Origin of the sequence: Vibrio splendidus, assembly GCF_001557875.1 — a bacterium.
GTDB classification, from domain to species: Bacteria; Pseudomonadota; Gammaproteobacteria; order Enterobacterales; family Vibrionaceae; genus Vibrio; species Vibrio splendidus_F.
Map to the genome: position 1 here is coordinate 23,246 of NZ_LNRF01000009.1, position 18,249 is coordinate 41,494.

The 18,249-nt window shown below is 39.3% G+C and carries 15 protein-coding genes and 1 pseudogene; 5 read left to right on the plus strand and 11 right to left on the minus strand.

Annotated elements, in window-relative coordinates:
- The first annotated feature begins 62 nt into the window (after positions 1-62).
- Entirely contained in the window at positions 63-1,406 is a 1,344-nt protein-coding gene (locus tag ATB74_RS18090) for an MATE family efflux transporter (protein WP_061019346.1), read from the plus strand.
- Positions 1,407-1,523: 117 nt separating this feature from the next.
- Here the strand turns inward: ATB74_RS18090 and gpmM are convergent, their stop codons facing one another.
- Positions 1,524-3,056, minus strand: a complete 1,533-nt coding sequence (gene gpmM / locus ATB74_RS18095; protein ID WP_061019347.1) for a 2,3-bisphosphoglycerate-independent phosphoglycerate mutase — start codon at positions 3,054-3,056, stop codon at positions 1,524-1,526.
- Between the two features lie 321 nt (positions 3,057-3,377).
- Here gpmM and ATB74_RS18100 point away from each other — a divergent pair, with 321 nt between their 5' ends.
- Together ATB74_RS18100 and ATB74_RS18105 are read left to right on the plus strand one after the other, a co-directional pair.
- Complete coding sequence (locus ATB74_RS18100) at positions 3,378-4,379, plus strand: sugar transferase (protein ID WP_061019348.1); 1,002 nt, start codon at positions 3,378-3,380, stop codon at positions 4,377-4,379.
- A gap of 2 nt (positions 4,380-4,381) precedes the next feature.
- Positions 4,382-5,206 (plus strand): glycosyltransferase, encoded by an 825-nt coding sequence (locus tag ATB74_RS18105; protein ID WP_061019349.1) that lies wholly within the window; start codon positions 4,382-4,384, stop codon positions 5,204-5,206.
- Positions 5,207-5,242: 36 nt separating this feature from the next.
- Here the strand turns inward: ATB74_RS18105 and ATB74_RS18110 are convergent, their stop codons facing one another.
- From ATB74_RS18110 to ATB74_RS18150, 9 genes and pseudogenes are all read right to left on the minus strand, one after another.
- Complete coding sequence (locus tag ATB74_RS18110; protein WP_061019350.1) at positions 5,243-6,262, minus strand: EpsG family protein; 1,020 nt, start codon at positions 6,260-6,262, stop codon at positions 5,243-5,245.
- 63 nt (positions 6,263-6,325) lie between these two features.
- Entirely contained in the window at positions 6,326-7,465 is a 1,140-nt protein-coding gene (locus ATB74_RS18115; RefSeq protein ID WP_061019351.1) for a glycosyltransferase, read from the minus strand.
- Positions 7,466-7,474: 9 nt separating this feature from the next.
- On the minus strand, positions 7,475-8,413 hold the full coding sequence (locus tag ATB74_RS18120) for a glycosyltransferase family 2 protein (RefSeq protein WP_061019352.1): 939 nt from the start codon (positions 8,411-8,413) through the stop codon (positions 7,475-7,477).
- A gap of 69 nt (positions 8,414-8,482) precedes the next feature.
- Complete coding sequence (locus ATB74_RS18125) at positions 8,483-9,721, minus strand: oligosaccharide flippase family protein (RefSeq protein ID WP_061019353.1); 1,239 nt, start codon at positions 9,719-9,721, stop codon at positions 8,483-8,485.
- A 3-nt stretch (positions 9,722-9,724) separates the two neighbouring features.
- Positions 9,725-10,555 (minus strand): LicD family protein, encoded by an 831-nt coding sequence (locus ATB74_RS18130; RefSeq protein ID WP_061019354.1) that lies wholly within the window; start codon positions 10,553-10,555, stop codon positions 9,725-9,727.
- Between the two features lie 435 nt (positions 10,556-10,990).
- Positions 10,991-11,782: an HAD-IIA family hydrolase gene (locus ATB74_RS18135; protein WP_081090144.1), complete on the minus strand. Its 792-nt coding sequence runs from the start codon at positions 11,780-11,782 to the stop codon at positions 10,991-10,993.
- Complete coding sequence (locus ATB74_RS18140; RefSeq protein ID WP_061019356.1) at positions 11,758-12,492, minus strand: sugar phosphate nucleotidyltransferase; 735 nt, start codon at positions 12,490-12,492, stop codon at positions 11,758-11,760. The genes ATB74_RS18135 and ATB74_RS18140 overlap by 25 nt, the downstream gene beginning before the upstream one ends.
- 363 nt (positions 12,493-12,855) lie before the next feature.
- Entirely contained in the window at positions 12,856-13,176 is a 321-nt protein-coding gene (locus tag ATB74_RS18145) for a hypothetical protein (protein ID WP_061019357.1), read from the minus strand.
- 166 nt (positions 13,177-13,342) lie between these two features.
- Positions 13,343-14,492: pseudogene (locus ATB74_RS18150) on the minus strand (helix-turn-helix domain-containing protein).
- A 286-nt stretch (positions 14,493-14,778) separates the two neighbouring features.
- On the opposite strand from ATB74_RS18150, the gene ATB74_RS18155 reads away from it, so the two are divergent.
- Together ATB74_RS18155 and ATB74_RS18160 are read left to right on the plus strand one after the other, a co-directional pair.
- Positions 14,779-15,252 carry a hypothetical protein gene (locus tag ATB74_RS18155; protein WP_061019358.1) on the plus strand — a complete coding sequence of 158 codons (474 nt, stop codon included), beginning with the start codon at positions 14,779-14,781 and terminating at the stop codon, positions 15,250-15,252.
- An 11-nt stretch (positions 15,253-15,263) separates the two neighbouring features.
- The gene (locus tag ATB74_RS18160; protein WP_244270929.1) at positions 15,264-15,788 is read left to right on the plus strand and encodes an N-acetylmuramoyl-L-alanine amidase; all 525 of its coding nucleotides are present in this window, start codon (positions 15,264-15,266) and stop codon (positions 15,786-15,788) included.
- A gap of 209 nt (positions 15,789-15,997) precedes the next feature.
- Here the strand turns inward: ATB74_RS18160 and ATB74_RS18165 are convergent, their stop codons facing one another.
- Positions 15,998-18,169: a polysaccharide biosynthesis tyrosine autokinase gene (locus ATB74_RS18165; RefSeq protein WP_061019360.1), complete on the minus strand. Its 2,172-nt coding sequence runs from the start codon at positions 18,167-18,169 to the stop codon at positions 15,998-16,000.
- Between the last annotated feature and the right edge of the window lie 80 nt (positions 18,170-18,249).

An 18,249-nucleotide genomic window follows, 5' to 3' on the forward strand; every position in this document is an offset into this window, starting at 1 on the left:
GTTTCTTCCCTTCCCGCCCACATCTGTTTATCCTACGCTTTTGGTTTCTATCGGCGTTTTACATGCAAGATAAGCACGGGCTATTAACCGCCCCTATTGAGAGTACATTACGTACCATGACCATACCGACCATATTCGGTATGGTGGCGATCTTGATGTTTAATCTCGTCGATACCTTCTTTATCTCATTACTGGGTACTCAAGCCCTTGCAGCGGTGAGCTTCACCTTCCCTATCACCTTTGCTATCAACTGCATCACCATGGGGATTGGCATCGGCCTTTCGACCTGTATTGGACGCTTGCTTGGTCAAGGTTGCGCACAAAATGCGGCTCGCTTTACTTGTCACGGTTTATTACTTGCGGTGCTTCTTGTTGGTTTTGCATCAACAATGGGGCTCGTAACGCTAGAGCCTATGTTTACTTTGTTAGGCGCTGAACCTGAGTTACTGCCACTGATATCCGAATACATGACAGTCTGGTATTTAGCCATTCCACTACTTGTTATTCCAATGGCAGGCAATAGCGCAATACGAGCCAGTGGCGATACCAAAACACCCGCCAAGATCATGATGCTGGCAGGCCTGATTAACGGCATACTCGACCCGCTGCTGATCTTCGGTTACGGGCCTTTTCCTGAGCTAGGGATTCAAGGTGCAGCCATTGCTAGCGGATTCAGTTGGTTTGGTGCGTTGGGTGGCTCACTGTATGTATTGATGGTGCGAGAAAAACTGCTTGCTCCGCCTAAGCTAAAAAACATCATTGATGACTGGAAACAGATCTTAACCATTGGCACACCCGCCGCCCTTTCCAATGCCCTCAATCCACTTGCTGGCGCCATTATCATGATGATGTTGGCTAAACAAGGAACCGAAGCCGTGGCGGCTTACGGAGCAGCCCAGCGTATTGAGTCGATTTTGATCATCGTGTTGATGTCTCTGACCTCGGCACTTACGCCTTTTATGGCGCAGAACTTTGGCGCAAACAACCCTCAACGCAGCTTTAAGGCACTGTTTCTCAGTATGCGTTTTGCTGTGATGTTCCAAGGTTTGATTTTCTTAATGATGGTGCCGCTAAGCATTCCTTTAGCCGCCCTGTTCTCTCAAGAAGAATCCGTACGAGGTATTTTGTGGCATTACTTGTTAGTTGTCCCATTTAGCTACGGATTTCAAGGTATTGTCATGATGCTAATCAGTGCGATGAATGCGATGCATCAACCGCTCAAAGCCTTTCAATGGAGCTTCATGCGTCTGTTTGTATTTACCTTGCCGTTTGCTTGGGTAGGTAGCCAAATCGATGGCGTCGAAGGGCTGTTTATCGGCTTAGCCTTGGGGAACATCATGGGTGGTATTTCAGGGTATTGCTTTGCGCTTCGTGTTAGAGCAAGAGCAGATGCGGGATGCGAGTAAGCCCTTAAGCTCTTCGAATCTCGTTTACGCGCATCTCGCATCTATACTCAAATTCCAGATACAAAAAAACGGCCACACTCGCGTGCAGCCGTTCTAGTATTCGATGAAAGTTAAAAACTACTTAACGATTACGTCACCTGACATCTCAGCCGGGATTGCGATACCAGATAGAGAAAGCATCGTTGGTGCTAGGTCAGACAGTTTACCGCCTTCTTTGAACTCAACGTCTTTGCTGCCCACGTAGATAAGTGGCACTGGTAGGTTAGTGTGCGCTGTGTGGATGCCGCCCGTTTCTGGGTTTACCATCATTTCCGCGTTACCATGGTCCGCTGTGATAAGCAGTTGGCCATCGGCTTCTTTGATTGCTTCAACCACTTTGCCAAGACATTCGTCTAGCGACTCTACCGCTTTAACCGCTGCATCGTAAACGCCAGTGTGGCCAACCATGTCACAGTTAGGGAAGTTACAAACGATAGCGTCGTATTTGCCGCCTTTGATTGCTGCAACAAGCTTTTCAGTTAGCTCTGGTGCGCTCATTTCTGGCTGCAGGTCATACGTTGCTACTTTTGGAGAAGCAACAAGCTGACGCTCTTCGCCTTCAAACTCGTCTTCTTTACCGCCGTTGAAGAAGAACGTTACGTGCGCGTATTTCTCTGTTTCAGAGATACGTAGCTGCGTTTTGCCTTCTTTCGATAGCCATTCACCGTAAGTGTTCTCTAGAGAAGCCGGTGGGAATGCACATAGAAGCGGGATGTCTGCTGCGTATTGAGTCAGCATCACGAAATCGATCGCTGGGAATACGTTACGAGCAAAGCCGTCGAAATCAGGAACGAATGCACGTGTGATTTCACGCGCACGGTCAGCACGGTAGTTCATGAAGATAACCGCATCGCCATCAACGATAGCGGCAGACTCTTCGCCTTCCGCTTTAATTTCAGTCGCTTTAACGAACTCATCGTTTTCGTCACGAGCGTAAGCCGCTTCTAGGCCAGCTACTGCTGTGTCGAATGTGAACTCAGCTTTTGCTTGAGTCAGCAGGTCGTAAGATTCTTGAACGCGATCCCAGTTGTTATCACGGTCCATTGCGTAGTAACGACCAATAAGCGAAGCCACACGGCCTTTGCCTAGCTTAGCGAACAACGCTTGGAAGCGTGCTAGTGTGTTTTCTGCGCTACGTGGCGGCGTATCACGGCCGTCTAGGAATGCGTGTAGGTAGATTTTCTCTGCGCCACGCTCTGCTGCCATTTCAACAGCTGCGTAGATGTGATCTTCATGAGAGTGAACGCCACCTGGCGACATAAGACCCATGATGTGAACCGCTTTCTCTGCTTTTACTGCTTTGTCGATAGCGTTCACTAGCGTTTCAGTTTGGCCAAACTCGCCGTCTGAAATTGACTTAGTAATACGAGTAAGATCTTGATATACCACACGACCCGCACCGATGTTGGTGTGACCCACTTCAGAGTTACCCATTTGGCCATCAGGTAGGCCTACATCTAAGCCAGAAGCCGAGATTAGCGTGTTAGGTTGGTTAGCAATAAGACCGTCTAATACTGGTGTTTTAGCGTTCGCGATAGCGTTGTCTTGGTTGTCTTCACGGTAACCGTAACCGTCAAGGATCACTAGAGCCATTGGCTTCTTAGCTGACATAGGACTGACCTCGTTCAATTCAAAATAAATCGGTATAAAAACAAATTAGCGTAATTTTACTACAGTTTACAGTCAAAACTGTAGTGGAAGATCAAGAAAGGGCGCAGGTAGGATGATCGAATGTGAAAAAAAGCGTCATTTTTTGTTTAAGGATTAATAATTACTTCATATGACACTGATTGAAATTGCTGAGTAAATCATAATCAACAGCATGTACATTAAAGCACTTTTAACGTAAGATGCACGCAATTGAAAAGTCGCTATTGATATGTATACAACTTCGGCTAAATATCCCTTAAACAATTATAAAGCAAACTTATAATGAAAAACTCAGTTGCTCTAAAACAGACTCACACATCAGAACTTTCCGAAATAGCCATTGAAACAGAGTTAGACCACCAAGCTCTACAAACTCTATCATCGGAAAGTAAATCTACACTTCACATATACGCACCTGAATCATGTTTAGATATTCTTCATTCTGTTTTAGCTCGACATGACATTAAATACGATATCAATAACTACACCATCAGGGATTTTAAAGGTGAAACCTTGTGCCACTTTCAAAGTTTGAAGCTTGATGAAGAGCACCGCACATTTTTAATTGGAGCGACGGAACTTGGTGCTTGGGTTGAGCCACTAGTGAGCTACTTTGATAGAACGCTTGGTTATACTGAAACGGAACTGCTCCACAGCGGATACTTTCTGCACCAAAAAGCCTTTTCAATTCTTTCAAACAAAAGACATGTCAACGAAAAGCGCTTTATCGATCTACTATTCGTTTTCATGATCGGTTTAATTGCTATTCCTATCGGGCTTTTGACTGCTGCATTAATCAAACTTGAATCACCAGGCCCTGTCTTTTTTAAACAACGACGAACTGGTCAATACAATCAAGAGTTTGAAGTAATCAAATTCCGCTCAATGCGTAACGATGCAGAAAAGAATGGTGCTCAGTGGGCGACGAAGAATGATGCTCGAGTAACTAAAGTCGGTAACTTTATTCGTAAGACACGTATTGATGAACTGCCACAGTTAATCAACGTATATAAAGGTGAGATGTCGATGGTAGGCCCACGTCCTGAACGTGAGGTGTTTATTGAGGATCTAGAAAAGGAGATTCCATACTATCGTTTTCGCCATGCTGTAAAACCCGGAGTCACTGGGTTAGCTCAAGTTAAGTACCCATACGGCGCCTCTGTTGAAGACGCAGTTTGGAAGCATAAATTTGATATTTACTACATTAAGCACCAGAACTGGCGTATGGAATTGAAGATTCTATTCTTAACCGTTAAGACCGTTATTTTTGGAATGGGGAGATAGAAGTGAGTTCAAAATTCTCCGTATTATGCTCTCTATACTTTAAAGAGGAACCTGCCTATCTAGAGCAATGCTTCGAAAGCTTGGCTTGGCAAACACTTGAAGCTAACGAAGTAGTTGTGGTACATGATGGCCCTTTAACTGATGCACTATACGAGACGTTAGATAAATGGAAAAAAAAGCTTCCTATCAAAGAGGTCATATTACCTAAAAATGTTGGTTTAGGAGAAGCTTTAAATTCTGGGTTAAAAGAATGTAGCTATGATTTGGTAGTTAGGGTTGATACCGATGACATAAATCACCTAGACAGATTCGCTAAACAGGTAACTTATATGGATTCAAATATAGATGTTGCTGCGCTCAGTTGCAACATTAACGAATTTGAGACAGACCCTAAATCACCTTCAAGAATAAGAACCGTACCTAGTTCTAACAAGATTAAAGCTTACTCCCTGAAACGAAACCCTATAAATCATATGGCTGTGATATTCCAAAAAAAAGCAATAATTGACGCTGGTAGTTATCAACATCTTCATTTCATGGAGGATTACTATTTATGGCTAAGGCTTCAAGCTAAAGGCTACTCATTAGCAAATGAAAATACTATATTAGTAAGCGCTAGAGTTGGTAATGGTATGCTAGAAAGAAGGCGTGGATTAAAGTATGCCAGAAGTGAAATAAAGATAATGTTTCTAATGTATCAGTTAAAATTAACTAAAAACCCGGCGACGTTTATTTACTTTATCACAAGAGCATTAATACGTTTGCTTCCAACATCTATCCTTTCGAAAATATATCAATCAAATCGAAGATCTAGATTATCCAATTAATCAATATAACCTGCTAGTGTAATGTCAACAGGTTTATCAAGACATCATAAGCATAAAGTTTGAGAAGTAAACAAGATATATAAAATATGAGAAGGTGAAAAGCGGGATGGTAAACAAATATTTTTTGGGTAAATTTAACGCACCAGATATAATTATAGGCTCTAATATATATCTTGTCATTTCAATTCTATATGAAGCATCCCCACCAATAACATCAAACAAGTTTATAATTGATAGGAATAAATACACTTTAAAATATAGGCCACTTCTCAATTTTGGGTAAAACAGCAAGACCAAAGCCACTAATAAAATAGAGAATATGCTTGAAAAGCTTAAATTAAGAGAGAGTGATGAACCTTCAAAATAATAATTAAGTGCAGAAAAAATACTAAATGAAGATAATACATTAACAAACGGCACTAAAAATATAACAAAAGAAAATGCCAAAACAAAAACAAAGCTCAACCGAACCTTTAGAATAGAAAAAATAACGGGTATAAAACTAAACACACCAGCAGCATGAAACAACATTGATGCAAAAGAAGAAATCACTGCTTTATTCACATTATTCTTTTCAGAAAAATATATAGACCAAAGAAAAAAAGCGATAGCACCTCCATGTCTTATAACATTTCCAAAAAATGAATAAAAAGTAAACATTGATATTGTGAGAAGCACTGCCAGAACACCATTAGCAGCTATTAAATTTATCGCTGTTAATGTTAAAAAAACAGATGTAACCGTCTGTAAAAACATGATAATAGAAATATCATCTGTAAATAAAGTATAGATATAAATTTCAAACCAATAAAGCTTTTCAAAACTCAATCTTGGATATGTTTCAAAAAAATCAACATACCCAACATTAGCCATTGTTTCGAACATACTATAATACGCTACTGTGTCATTACCTGAGTCATAACTCCGAAAGCCAATAACATAAGAAAGACACAAGGTAACTAATAAAACATCATACCAAGTGGCTTTATCTCTAAGTTGAAGTATTAACAATAGGTATAAAGACAAAAAAAGTGATGTTAATAAATACTCGCTCATATAACTCTACTAGTTTTTAATTGTAATTAAAGAAAAATATTCATGGTATAACATTACATATAGTTACTTTTCTACTGCTTCCTTCCAAAGAAGGCGGGATTTTTCTTCTGAAAATTCGTTAACTGTAGAACTAGTATCAAATGAATAACCTAATGTGAAATGATTAATAATTAATTTCGCCATCACAATTTCTGAACTATCCAAATCTAATTCAAAATTATATTCCTTTATTTGTGAATCACAAAGATAACCTACAGCCCCACAATTACCCTCCAATATTTCCCTTGGTCCTGTGTTACAATCCATAGCGACAACTGGAGTACCATGAGATATAGCTTCTAAAAGATTTAGTGGCATTCCTTCCCTTTCTGAGGTTGAGATTAACAAATCCGCATCAGTATAATACTTCTTCAGATCGTTAGTATATCCTAAAAAAGTAACTCTCTTTTGAATATTTAGTTGAATTGCAAATTCTTTAAGCCTTTTCTCTTCATCACCGATACCTGCAATTTTAAGCTCAAAATTAAATTCATCATGCTCACCTAATTTCTTCAATACCCGTAGTAAGCTGTCAATTCTTTTTGAAGAAACCAGACTGCCTACAGCTAACAGATGAACTGTGCTACCTTTATTTGGAGGTAGTATGGTTTTTCGGATAACACTAGAGAAATAAACTGAATTAGGAATACAAACTGAATTGGTTAACTTGAATTTTTTTTTCGCCCTGGCCAAAGCATCTTTAGAGATAAAAACCGAAGATAGCCCTGAGCCGGAAAGGCTAATAAGGGTTTTTATGAAAATTTTCTTTAATAGCCCTGCATCGTGGTAATACCCAGCGACATCAGTGTGATATACAGAAATGACTTTAACTCTTCTGAGTGACAGCAACCTATATATGTGGCTCAATAGTATAGGAAAAAAATGCATTGCAATTATATATTCTGTTCTATTTTCCTTCAGCTTTGAAAAGAAATGAGGTAATGATAACAAGTTTAAGTATAGCTTTCTGAGCCATCCAACGTTGTGTACGCGACTAGAAAAAAAATTGAAATAATAATCGCCATCAATATCACCATCAATTGTATCCGTGCACCAAATTTTCACATTAACGGTATTGCTATCTCTAAGATAATTAAGACACTTTCTAGATTCTTTAGCTACACCTCCAGAATGAAGGTGAGGAGTTAATATAACTATTGACATAATCCCAACTTAAATATTCCCGGAGAATTTTCTCCACTTAAAACTTCGTGCAAGAAATTTACTAGTTCTGTAAAAACTTAAAAAACCATTTTTCCGAGCATAATTGACATACAAAGAGATACCTTTCAAACCAAAGAATGCCATAACGTAATATAGGCCACGCTCAATTATCTTTTTAGCTTCGTCGTCTCTGCAGATATTAGAATCTTGCAAAAGTAGTTCAATTTTTTCTAGATAACTCCCTTTACCGACCTCAATGCCCAGATAATCGGATATGGCTTTATGACTAATCTTTAATTGACTACCAATTTGACTTAAATTATATTTTCTTGAAACTTGATCATCATGAACTCTATACTTGAGTAAGGGTTCTACAATATTGCCTATATTACCTATTTTTTGCATATCAACCCAATACATGTAATCTTCAGCGTCTTGGTACTCTTCTTTATACTCAATACCTGAAGACAAAAACATAACCGTAGGATGATAAACAGGCGTTGAAAAAAAGCTTTGAATCATACAATGCTTAGGTTGTATTGGTAACTCACTAATCCCAGAACGAGAACCTATAAAAAAGGTTTGAGTTCCGCACAATATTAAATCACCATTAATTAACTTGTCTACTTGCATTTCAATTCTATTCGGTAATGATATATCGTCAGCATCCATTCTAGCAATATATTTCCCTTTAGATAAGGACAGCGCATAATTTAATGATTTAACGATGCCACTATTTTTTCGATGATATACAGTCAATCTGGAATCATATCTCGCCATTTTATCTAAGATAGCACCACTATTATCGGTTGAACCGTCATTAACGACGATTACTTCCAATCTAGTGTAGGTTTGTTCCAATATTGATTCAACAGCTTCCTGGACATAACCTTGTGCATTATACACGGGTATAATTACTGAAACCAATGGGTCTTCTAAAGCATTCATATCAAATCTCTCTTCAATTTTTTTATTTCTTAATCTCGGACTGTTGCGCAAAAGGACAATATCATCATTTCAGTTACTCGAAGAAATCTCATTATAGTTAATTAATATATAAAAAGTTCGATACATCAAACAAAAAGACTCACTTAGCAAAACTATAATGGCCATATTTGCAGCATCTATTTCGAATAAAAAATACGTTAACATTGTAAATGAGCAATAACAAAAAAAAGTATATAATGAACTTCTATTTACAATTTTTTGAAAATTAAATGCCCCCAAAAGTGGGTAACCCAATAGCATAGAAAGCAAACTAACCAAAGAAGAGAGCAAAAATATATCAAGTATAACTTTTACATCATCAAACTTGATGTCATTTGATAAAAACCGAATAACGTCTTCTGAATAGAAATAAACCAATGATATACAAAAGGTTGCTGATAATAATATAAAAACAACTAATCGGCAATATAAACTGATATTTTTCGTTCGACACATGTATGGATAAAGACTAGTTGTCACAATCCCCATCATACTCTTTATTGCAGCATATATTTTCTCTGCTATTGAGTATATTCCAACAACATGGTTTCCAAAAAAAACACCCAATATAATAACACTCATATTTGAATAGGCAGAGAAAGCAGCTCTAGAGTAGAAATAACCCCATGCTGACTTATATAACAATGTCAAATTTTTAATGTTAAGCTTATCAAATCTAAAAATTAGGACTTCGTCATTTGACAAAAGAAAATACTGGACCATTACCATTAACAAACATGATATGACAGATGCCAAAATGAGATACTCTTCATCAACTCTTAACCAACTAAGTAACAAAACAAAAATTATAAAGAAAGTACGCTCAATAATATATGCAACACTCAATGCTTTTATTTTTTCTCGGCCTTGTAGTAGCCAAGATACATTAAAACTTTGAATAATTAAGTAAAGTGTAATGATACCAATGCTAACAAACGAAACATTTGAGATTGAGCCATATATCAACAATATTAAACTTACAAAAAAAGTATTAATCAACCGTGAAATGGTAACGTTTTGAAATATATATTCATCGTGTTTTTTTTCAGCTACAACCTTTGGTAAATAGACGTTATAACCATAATCTACTAACTGAGTAGCTATCCCTATAATAGCTAGTAACGTCGCAAAAACACCATACCCAGAAACTCCATATTGTTTAGTCAAAATTGCAATATATACAATAGGGGCAAAAAAGCCAAAAACGCGTACAACACCCAAAGACATAATTTTCAAACTCAAGTCTATAAAATCGTTTTTACTAGACATTATTTACAACTTTATATCTATTGCATGCCATACACGCTTTTCTTCATCTGGTAACTCCATATAGTCACTACCATATCTTATAGTTAACCACTCATCTAAAGAGCTTGGAGCTGGAAATTTACGCCCCTCAAACTCTATATTTTTAAGCGGATATAGCAATTTATCACTCATAAAACCCAGCTCTGCAGGCACTTCAATACCAAAGCCTAAAATCCTATTGCTTCGACTAGATTTACGATTCATTAATTTTGATTGTTTTTCAATGAGATAATCAAGCACGTACCACGGAAAAATATTAGCCAGTTTTGATAATACTCGTCTAACCTGAGAGTTGTGGTCAATATATACGGATATCGTTTTTAGGTAATAAATTCTAACTAATAGTCTTTCAAAAACATGCCTAAATATTTTATTTTTTGAATAATAGTCCACTGGAAATATATCCACAAATAATCCTCTGTGTGATTTATCAAAATCTGAAGGCATTTGCAAATCATCAGCTTCTATCACTTTAGTATTATTCAATCTAACTTTACAAGGCAGTGTTCTTTTGAAATAAAAATTATCTGTCTTAGGAGTTTGTAAAAACAAGTCACTTGGAAACTGATCACTAGTTAGTTTTATAAACTTGTTAAAGTCTTGCCTGGTCATACATATATCAATATCGTCATCCCATGGGATAAATCCTTTATGCCTAACTGCACCTAATAAAGTACCTCCGTCAAGCCAATACGATATATCATTTCTTTTACATATTTCATCTACTGAAATTAAAATATCCAACATTTTAAATTGAGCAGATCTTAATGTTTTGCTATCAACTTTTTCTTTCATAAAAACTCACTAACATGAGAACACTCTATCGAAGTGGTCAACTAATTTGGCCACGGATTATATTCTAACCAAAACAATCATACTGATTAATGTGGGAGGAATCGTCATTAGATTAATATAGTTCAACTGGACTACAACCTCTCACCATTAATTTATAGGCATACTTAAACCAATCACTTAACTGATATTCATGTGGGCTCTTTTTAAAGAACCCACTTTTAAAAAGTATTTAGCTAATCCAAATAATATTTACAAAAACATACGATCCCTTACCAAGATTTACAAAAAAACCTTATTAGAAATTTTTAATATGGAAAACTTAAAAATTAACAGTTATCTATCAAAAAATTAAAACTATTAGACAAAGAAAAACATGGAGGAAAATCTAGATTCTCTTTTTAATACGCCACCAAAGAGGATATTGCTCTACCTAATTTAATCGTATTGTGAAATTCTTGATATGTCTTTCAAAACAAAAGTTGCAGCGCTCGGAGATTTTTCAACCTCATCTCTTGTTGTATCGCCAGAAAGTACAAGTATAGAATCTATGGATGCATTATTTGCCATTGCTATATCAGTGTACAATCTATCCCCTATCATAATTATTTCATCTGAAGCTATATTTTGTTCTTTCATCAAAAACTCTATAACCTCGGGGTTTGGTTTTCCAAAAACTTTAAAAACCTTTCTATTTGTCGTTTTTTCAATCATCGATGTTAATAAACCAATATCAGGGACAGGGCCGTTTTCAGTAGGACAAACCGGATCGCAATGAGTTGCGATAAAGTCTACACCTTGATTAATTAACCTACATGCATCAACTAATTTTGAGTATTCTAATTCTGTATCATAGCCTAGCACTACAAACTCTGGATTATACGAGCAAATATCTATATTGGCATCTAAGATGGTTTTCTTTAAGCTCTTAGTTCCCAAAACATACACTTTTTTTACTTGCATCTCTTTTAAATAATTTACAGTTGCATCGGTAGATAAAATTATTTGCTCTTCTACTGCACTAAGTCCTAGATTACCTAACCTTTTCACATAGTCTAATTTATTTTTAGAGGAGTTATTGGAAACATAAAATATCTTTTTCCCGTTTTTTTCTAGTTTTTTTATCGCATCAACAGCACCGTTTATCTTATCATTACCAACATAAACGGTACCATCTAGATCAAAACAATAATATTTATAATCAGTTAATCTTTTTTTTTTTGAGAAAATATCTCATCAGATAAAGCTAAATCATCATAATTATCAATTTCAACCCATGGTAAACCTTCTATATCAAAAGCCTCAAATTTCAGAATTTGTGATTGAAACAGTCGCTGCATAGCAACTTCAGTCCAATCTTTAAGGTTCTTATCTACTTCGATAATACTCTCCAATTCATTGAAAAACAAATTACTAGATTCTTCAGAGAATTTATAAAAATCGATAGAACAGCCAAAAGAGTTACTTTCTGTCACTTGTTTTGATATATCTACAATTTTATTATTTGAATTCAATGATACTTTCATTGATTCATCATTGAATAGCCCAGCATCTACTGCAACCAGATCTGTTCGATTATCATTTAACATTTTCGATACTAAAGAAGAATCAACGCTCAGATCTGCATTGTTTAAAATAAAGGCTTTTCCTTTGACATACTCTTTAGCCAAATAAAATGAGTACATATTATTTGTATCTTCATAGATAGTGTTTTCTACAATTGTAATGTTAAAATCTTTAATATGTTTACAATAGTCTTTAATTGCTTGCCCTTCATAGCCAACAACAATAATTAACTCTTTAATCCCTGCTTCTTTGTAAGTGTCCAACTGGTATTGTAGGATTGTTTTTCCTGCAGTTGTAACTAAGCATTTAGGCTTATCGTTCGTCATTGGACGTAAACGAGAGCCCACACCAGCGGCTAAAATAACAGCAATCATAATTATTCATTCCTTATAATTTAACATTTAAATTTCAGTACTTTAAATAGTACTGAGACACTTTTAATTCACTTTGATATATTTCATGTTGAATAATACATGTACAATATAGCTTTTATTGTTTTTAGTAACATTCACATACGGAAAAACAGTCTTTCAATGGCTTGTAGCACTTATGACTTGCCATCCACTCGCATTTGGGTACGCTGCCGCCCTTAGGTTTGGCTCCTACAGGCAATGAATCACAATTTTTCACTGTGCTTCAGGTTTATGCGTTTTTCATACGGTTTTAATTTGCTGCGTAGTCTAGCAAATCAAGTGCATATTGACCAGTTTGCAATTTACCTAATTCTGACAAGTGCCTCAGAAAGCATTGACCCAGCGGGAGCATTGTACGTCTTGTAGGTACTGAGTGCCTATGTGGTATCGGTTTTCTTGTGCTGCGTCGCAGTAGCGTTTTTCTATATCAATGAAAATATTGCCGTTGCGGCACAGCGAGACGAAGCTTGGGTTGTTATTCACAACCAATAACGCTTTAATCTCTGTGCGTGTTAGCCCTTGTGGGTAGTGGTTAACCAGCAGTTTCAAGAACTCGCCAATGCGCCCTTCAACTCGCGCTATCTCTTTTTCTAAAATGGTGACTTTTTCTTCCGTTGTCAGTTTCTTTGGGCTGATATCGTCCATTTGCCCTCTCCCTAATTCTACTTTTGTATCTTGACGTTTTTTGTCTACATTCACGTTTGGTCTGCCTTAACCTTTGGTTTACCTTAGCTTTTGGTTTCCTAAGCTCTTGGTTTTCAATAGCTTTGAGCTGTGTGAACTAGCGCTTAGTCTGTGAATAATCGAATGGTCACTGCTTAGAATCCGTGCCGGGCGATTTGGATTGAACTAGGGCCTTGATACGCGCTTCGAACGGGTTAGTGGTGCTTTTGGCTTTATAGTCCGCTAGTGCCTGAGAGACAGGTGTGGGTTGTTGGGGCTTGATTACTTTTGACTGGCTGCGCTTGGTTTAAAGCTGTTGTGGGCGCACCTGCTTTTCTTGATCCTACGGCTTTTATCGATTGAGCTTTCTTTGAGGGTTTCACCGCTTTGGTTTGCTTAACCGCTTTAGCTTGTTTAGCCGCTCTTGTTTGATGGGAAAATGGCGATGAGTCTCGCTTCGCTTTGGCTTGGGCGCTTCTTCTTAGCCAGCCATTCACAAAGTGGCCAATGTGCTCTAAGGGTTTGCGCTTGTCGGGGTTGATGTACAACCACGCTTGCATGGCATGCAGTTCTTGCAGCACATCTAACTTGGGGTAGGTGCGTTCTAATATTGTGGTGAACTCATGATAAATCGGCGCACTGCCTTCTTTGGTGAGCAGGTGAATCACGGCTTCATTGTTGCTTTTGGGTTTGGAAGTGAAGGGGGAGCTCTCATGTTCTTCAGAACCGCTTGGAGGATCAAGAACATCGGTGTCATCCAAGATACCGTTTTTCAAACTCAACTCTGTTTTATATTCTTTATGAAAGATTATGTGTGCCAGGTGATCACTCTCCGTGTTGGATCTGGAGTCACCCTGGTGGGTGTCTGGATGTTCTGTTTTCTGCGTGTGTTCTGTCTTCTGTACATTTTCTGGCGAGGCTAGCGGTAAGCTTGTTTGTTCTACAGTGGCGTTGTTTAGGTCGGTTTGATCATTTATGTCTAGAGCTTTGGCTGCTTGGTCTAGATCGGCCTGCTGAATGTGGCTGTCGCTGGGTAGGCGCAGCTGATAGATGTTGCTGCGCTGGCGTCCTGAATCATCAAACCGCTTTATCCGCTTCACAAAGCCTTGTTTTTCCAATTCGTTAACGTGTAGTTTCACGGTTCTTACCGACACTTCGCAATATTGCGCCAAGTAATTGAGGGAAGGAAAACACACGCCGCGCGCGTCTGCGTTATCGGCTAATTTCAATAGCACTAACTTGCTTATTGGCGAGCCGGTTTTTAAGGGGATAAAAGAAAGAATAAGAGAAACACACATGGTTAACGCTCCTTGTTAAATGACCATTCGTACTGAAATCCATTGATATAAAGGGCATTAACAACACTTTTTGGCGCTTTAGGGGCAAAAGGCCTATGAGATAAGTTGTAAGAAAAGATGTTTGGTTAATCGCCTCGGATAGATATGCAACATCAACCTTATTGGTCAATGACTTTTCGAAGCACCTCTCACTTTTTTGCGTTCCTCTGTTTTCGTGTTATTCCCGCCAACCCCAATTAAGAATGTTGAAGTACATTGCCCTCCCCATGCAGCAATAAGGTGCTTAATGAAGGCGATAGTTTCTCTTTTTATTTCAGCGTATCAACCCGGTATGGCGAGCATAGAGTGCCGTGCTAACTCCCTCATTCAGTCACGCCAGCCGTTATTTTTTAGTGATAGTGATGGGTTTGGCCAAGTACTGAGCTATGAAGGCGGCGGTTATAAAGAAAGCCAAATGGAAGGTTGTTATTTAAATGAGGATGAATGCGGTGACGCCCCCAGCTATGAGGATATTTGTTGGATGATCAGCCGAGCACGGCGCAGGCAACCACTGGGTTATTGCGTGATGTATTTACGCTATGTAAACCACCACTCTGGTTATGCCAAAACCGTAGCCACCAGTTTGCGACAACACATCGCATTGCACCCTAATTTAAAAGAATCGTTATCAACGTCTTTAATCACTTGGTTACAACAACACGAGGATTTATTTTGTCAAACACTCCACCAGCAACTGATCGAGTTCCACACCAGCCACTAGAGGCTTCTGTTTTGCCTGAGCAGGCTAGCACGGAAGAGCTCATCCCTTCGTTAGAGCCTTGCTTATCTCCTGCTTCCTATTCTCTTAGCTTGGTTTCAGTTTTACTCCGCTTATCTTTTTGTCCGCCCTATTCCTTTATTACAGTGCATTGCAGCGCCACGCCGCCACAGCAAGATGTAGACGTGGCCGAGATTCGTCGATGGCATAAAAAGAGAGGCTGGCGTGATGTGGGATATCACTTTGTTATTCGTCGCAACGGGGATGTCGAACTTGGCAGGCTGCTGTCACAAACCGGCGCACATGTGAAAGGACACAACAAGGGCAATATTGGGGTTTGTTTGGTCGGAGGCTGTAATGCCGAGCTGCAACCAGAAGATAACTTCACACTTGCGCAGCGCAAGGCGCTGTTTGGTTTGATGGCTGCACTGCAAGAGCAGTTCTTAATTCCAGATGATAATGTTAAGGGGCATAAAGATTGGGGCGTGAATAAGGCGTGTCCGGTTATGGCTTTAAGAGCAGATGAGGGTGGCGAGTAAACGAGTAGCGAGGAGATTAAGAGCGGGTGCGAGTGACGGGTAAGCGGGATGCGAAGAGCTTAAAAATCAGATGCGAGTGACGGGTAAACGAGATACGAAGAGATGAAGAGATGATTCGAGTGGCGCTTTTCGTATCTCGCCACTCGCATCCCGTTACTGTCTTTAGATCTTCGTTTACCCGATTACTCGCATCTCGTTACTGCTCTTAGTTATTTCTTATCGCTCGAATATGTGTAGTTGTAGTAACCGTAGCCGTATGAGCTTGATGCTTTCTTCTCGATGGCGTTGAAGATAACGCCTTTCACTTCGATGCCTGATTGTTCGAAGCGGTTGCGAGCAACATCGATCTCTTTAATGGTGTTTTGACCGTAACGAGCAACCATTAATGTGGTACCAGCGAAAGCACCCACAATGCTTGGGTCGGTTACTGCCAGTACTGGTGGGGTATCGACAATCACCAAATCATACTCTTTTGAAGCCCACTCCATGAGCTCGGCAAAGCGTGGGTGCATCAGCAACTCAGATGGGTTGGGTGGCACTTGGCCGCGAGTAATAATTTCTAGGTTCTCTACTGGCGTTTTTTTGATTGATTGAGCAAACTCTTGCTTACTGCTTAATACATCAGAAAGGCCGTTGTCCCATTTCACACCGAAGCTTTGTTGTAGGTAGCCTTTACGCATATCCGCATCAATCAATAGTACCTTTTGGCCTGTTTTTGCGGCTACTGCAGCAAAGTTGGTCGAGATGAATGACTTACCAATGCCTGGCGCAGGGCCTGAAATCATCAAAATGTTATTTTTCGCTTCGAGCATCGCAAAGTGCAAACTGGTACGAAGGCCACGCAGTGCTTCAACCGAAAGATCGGCAGGGTTCGATTCAGCAAGCAGCGCTTGAGTGCCCTTGGTTTGCTGTTTCTTCGATTTAAAGCGGTTGGTTAGCTCAATCTGTAAATCAGATTTTGGTACCGCTGCGTATACCGGAAGGCCAATTTGTTCAATTTGGTCTGGGCTTTCAACACCACGGTGGAACGCTGCTTTTACTAACACAAACGCGACACTTAGCATGCCACCCAAAAGCGTTGCTAACACAACAATTAACGGCTTTTTAGGTTTTACAGCGCGAGCATAAGCTTGTGCGTCATCCAGAATACGAACATTACCAACCGTACCGGCTTTAATGATACTTAGCTCTTGAACCTTGTTTAATAACTGGATGTAGATCTGTTGGTTTACTTCCACATCACGCGTCATACGCAGTACTTCACGTTGTGTTTTTGGCAGTTTTTGTACTTGCTTGTTTAAGCGCTCTTTCTCACCCAATAGTGTTTTACGTTTATCAAGTAGGGCTTTGTATGCCGGGTGATCTTTAGTAAAGCGTTGGCTAATTTCACTCTCTTTAAATGTCAGCTCATTCAATTGCGCTTCAAGTTCTACCATTACCTTCAGGGTTGATTGTGCTTCTAAACCCAAGTCGATTGATTCGTTCTTTTGACGGTAGTTGTTTAGCGTATCTTCATAACCCGTCAGCTCAGATTTAATGCCTGGAAGGTGGCTTTCTAGGAACTGTAGGCTCTTCTCTGCTTCTGCAGAATTACGCTTCACGTTTTGTAAGAAGTAAGTCTGGCTAATGTGATTGAGGATATCAGAAATCAGCTGCTTGTTTTCACCTTCAAAGCTTAGCTTCAGAATGCCGGTTTGCTTGCCTTGCTCAGACAGAGACAAAGAAGCCTTCAACCATTCGATTGCTTCTAATCGGCTACGTTGACCAATCGAGAATTCAAAATCGTTGTGTGATTCAAAACCGGCCACAAACAAGCTGTAGTCGTCGGCGGTGGCTAGCTCACCCACTTTGCCTTGCAAGATAACTCGCTCATCGTCACGAACTAATTGGTAGGTACCCTGCTCAGCATCGAGAATTTGAATGGTGTGTGCGTAACCGCTCGCATAGCTTGGCAAAGTAAAGCGGCTCACTGCGATGTGGTTGATGTCACCGGTTAAGCGAGCAAAACCCTTACCTACGATGGGTGCGTAGTTCGGTGATGTCACCGTCGTTAGGTTAAACTTATCAACCGTTTCACCTAAGATCATACGAGATTTGATGATCTCCACTTCTGTCGTCGCAGAAGATTCTTGAGAGAACAACTCGCCCATATCACCGACCATCGATGAAATGCCGCCAGAGCTCTTCTCTTCAATTTGGATCAGGGCATCAGCTTTGTATATCGGCGTTGAAAGTAGCGCAAACGCAATACCAAACACAGCAAAAGCAAATGTGGTCAGCATGATTAGCCATTTAGCATCTAATAAGATGCCAAGCAGTTTTCCTAAATCTATCTCATCAGAGTTATCTGTATGCGATTGCTGAGAGGGTTGTGTTGTCATTTGTTTGCTACTTCCTAAACTAGTTTTTTGAAGAGAGATACGCTCCGCGCACTTCTCTTTTATATGATTCTATTGGTGGC

What these genes read in the sequence shown, in the direction of transcription:
- ATB74_RS18145 (WP_061019357.1), bottom strand. Translation starts at nt 13,176, where the DNA reads ATGGACGATATCAGCCCAAAGAAACTGACAACGGAAGAAAAAGTCACC.
- gpmM (WP_061019347.1), bottom strand. Translation starts at nt 3,056, where the DNA reads ATGTCAGCTAAGAAGCCAATGGCTCTAGTGATCCTTGACGGTTACGGT.
- ATB74_RS18090 (WP_061019346.1), top strand. Translation starts at nt 63, where the DNA reads ATGCAAGATAAGCACGGGCTATTAACCGCCCCTATTGAGAGTACATTA.
- ATB74_RS18125 (WP_061019353.1), bottom strand. Translation starts at nt 9,721, where the DNA reads ATGTCTAGTAAAAACGATTTTATAGACTTGAGTTTGAAAATTATGTCT.
- ATB74_RS18100 (WP_061019348.1), top strand. Translation starts at nt 3,378, where the DNA reads ATGAAAAACTCAGTTGCTCTAAAACAGACTCACACATCAGAACTTTCC.
- ATB74_RS18155 (WP_061019358.1), top strand. Translation starts at nt 14,779, where the DNA reads ATGAAGGCGATAGTTTCTCTTTTTATTTCAGCGTATCAACCCGGTATG.
- ATB74_RS18130 (WP_061019354.1), bottom strand. Translation starts at nt 10,555, where the DNA reads ATGAAAGAAAAAGTTGATAGCAAAACATTAAGATCTGCTCAATTTAAA.
- ATB74_RS18120 (WP_061019352.1), bottom strand. Translation starts at nt 8,413, where the DNA reads ATGAATGCTTTAGAAGACCCATTGGTTTCAGTAATTATACCCGTGTAT.
- ATB74_RS18115 (WP_061019351.1), bottom strand. Translation starts at nt 7,465, where the DNA reads ATGTCAATAGTTATATTAACTCCTCACCTTCATTCTGGAGGTGTAGCT.
- ATB74_RS18110 (WP_061019350.1), bottom strand. Translation starts at nt 6,262, where the DNA reads ATGAGCGAGTATTTATTAACATCACTTTTTTTGTCTTTATACCTATTG.
- ATB74_RS18165 (WP_061019360.1), bottom strand. Translation starts at nt 18,169, where the DNA reads ATGACAACACAACCCTCTCAGCAATCGCATACAGATAACTCTGATGAG.
- ATB74_RS18140 (WP_061019356.1), bottom strand. Translation starts at nt 12,492, where the DNA reads ATGATTGCTGTTATTTTAGCCGCTGGTGTGGGCTCTCGTTTACGTCCA.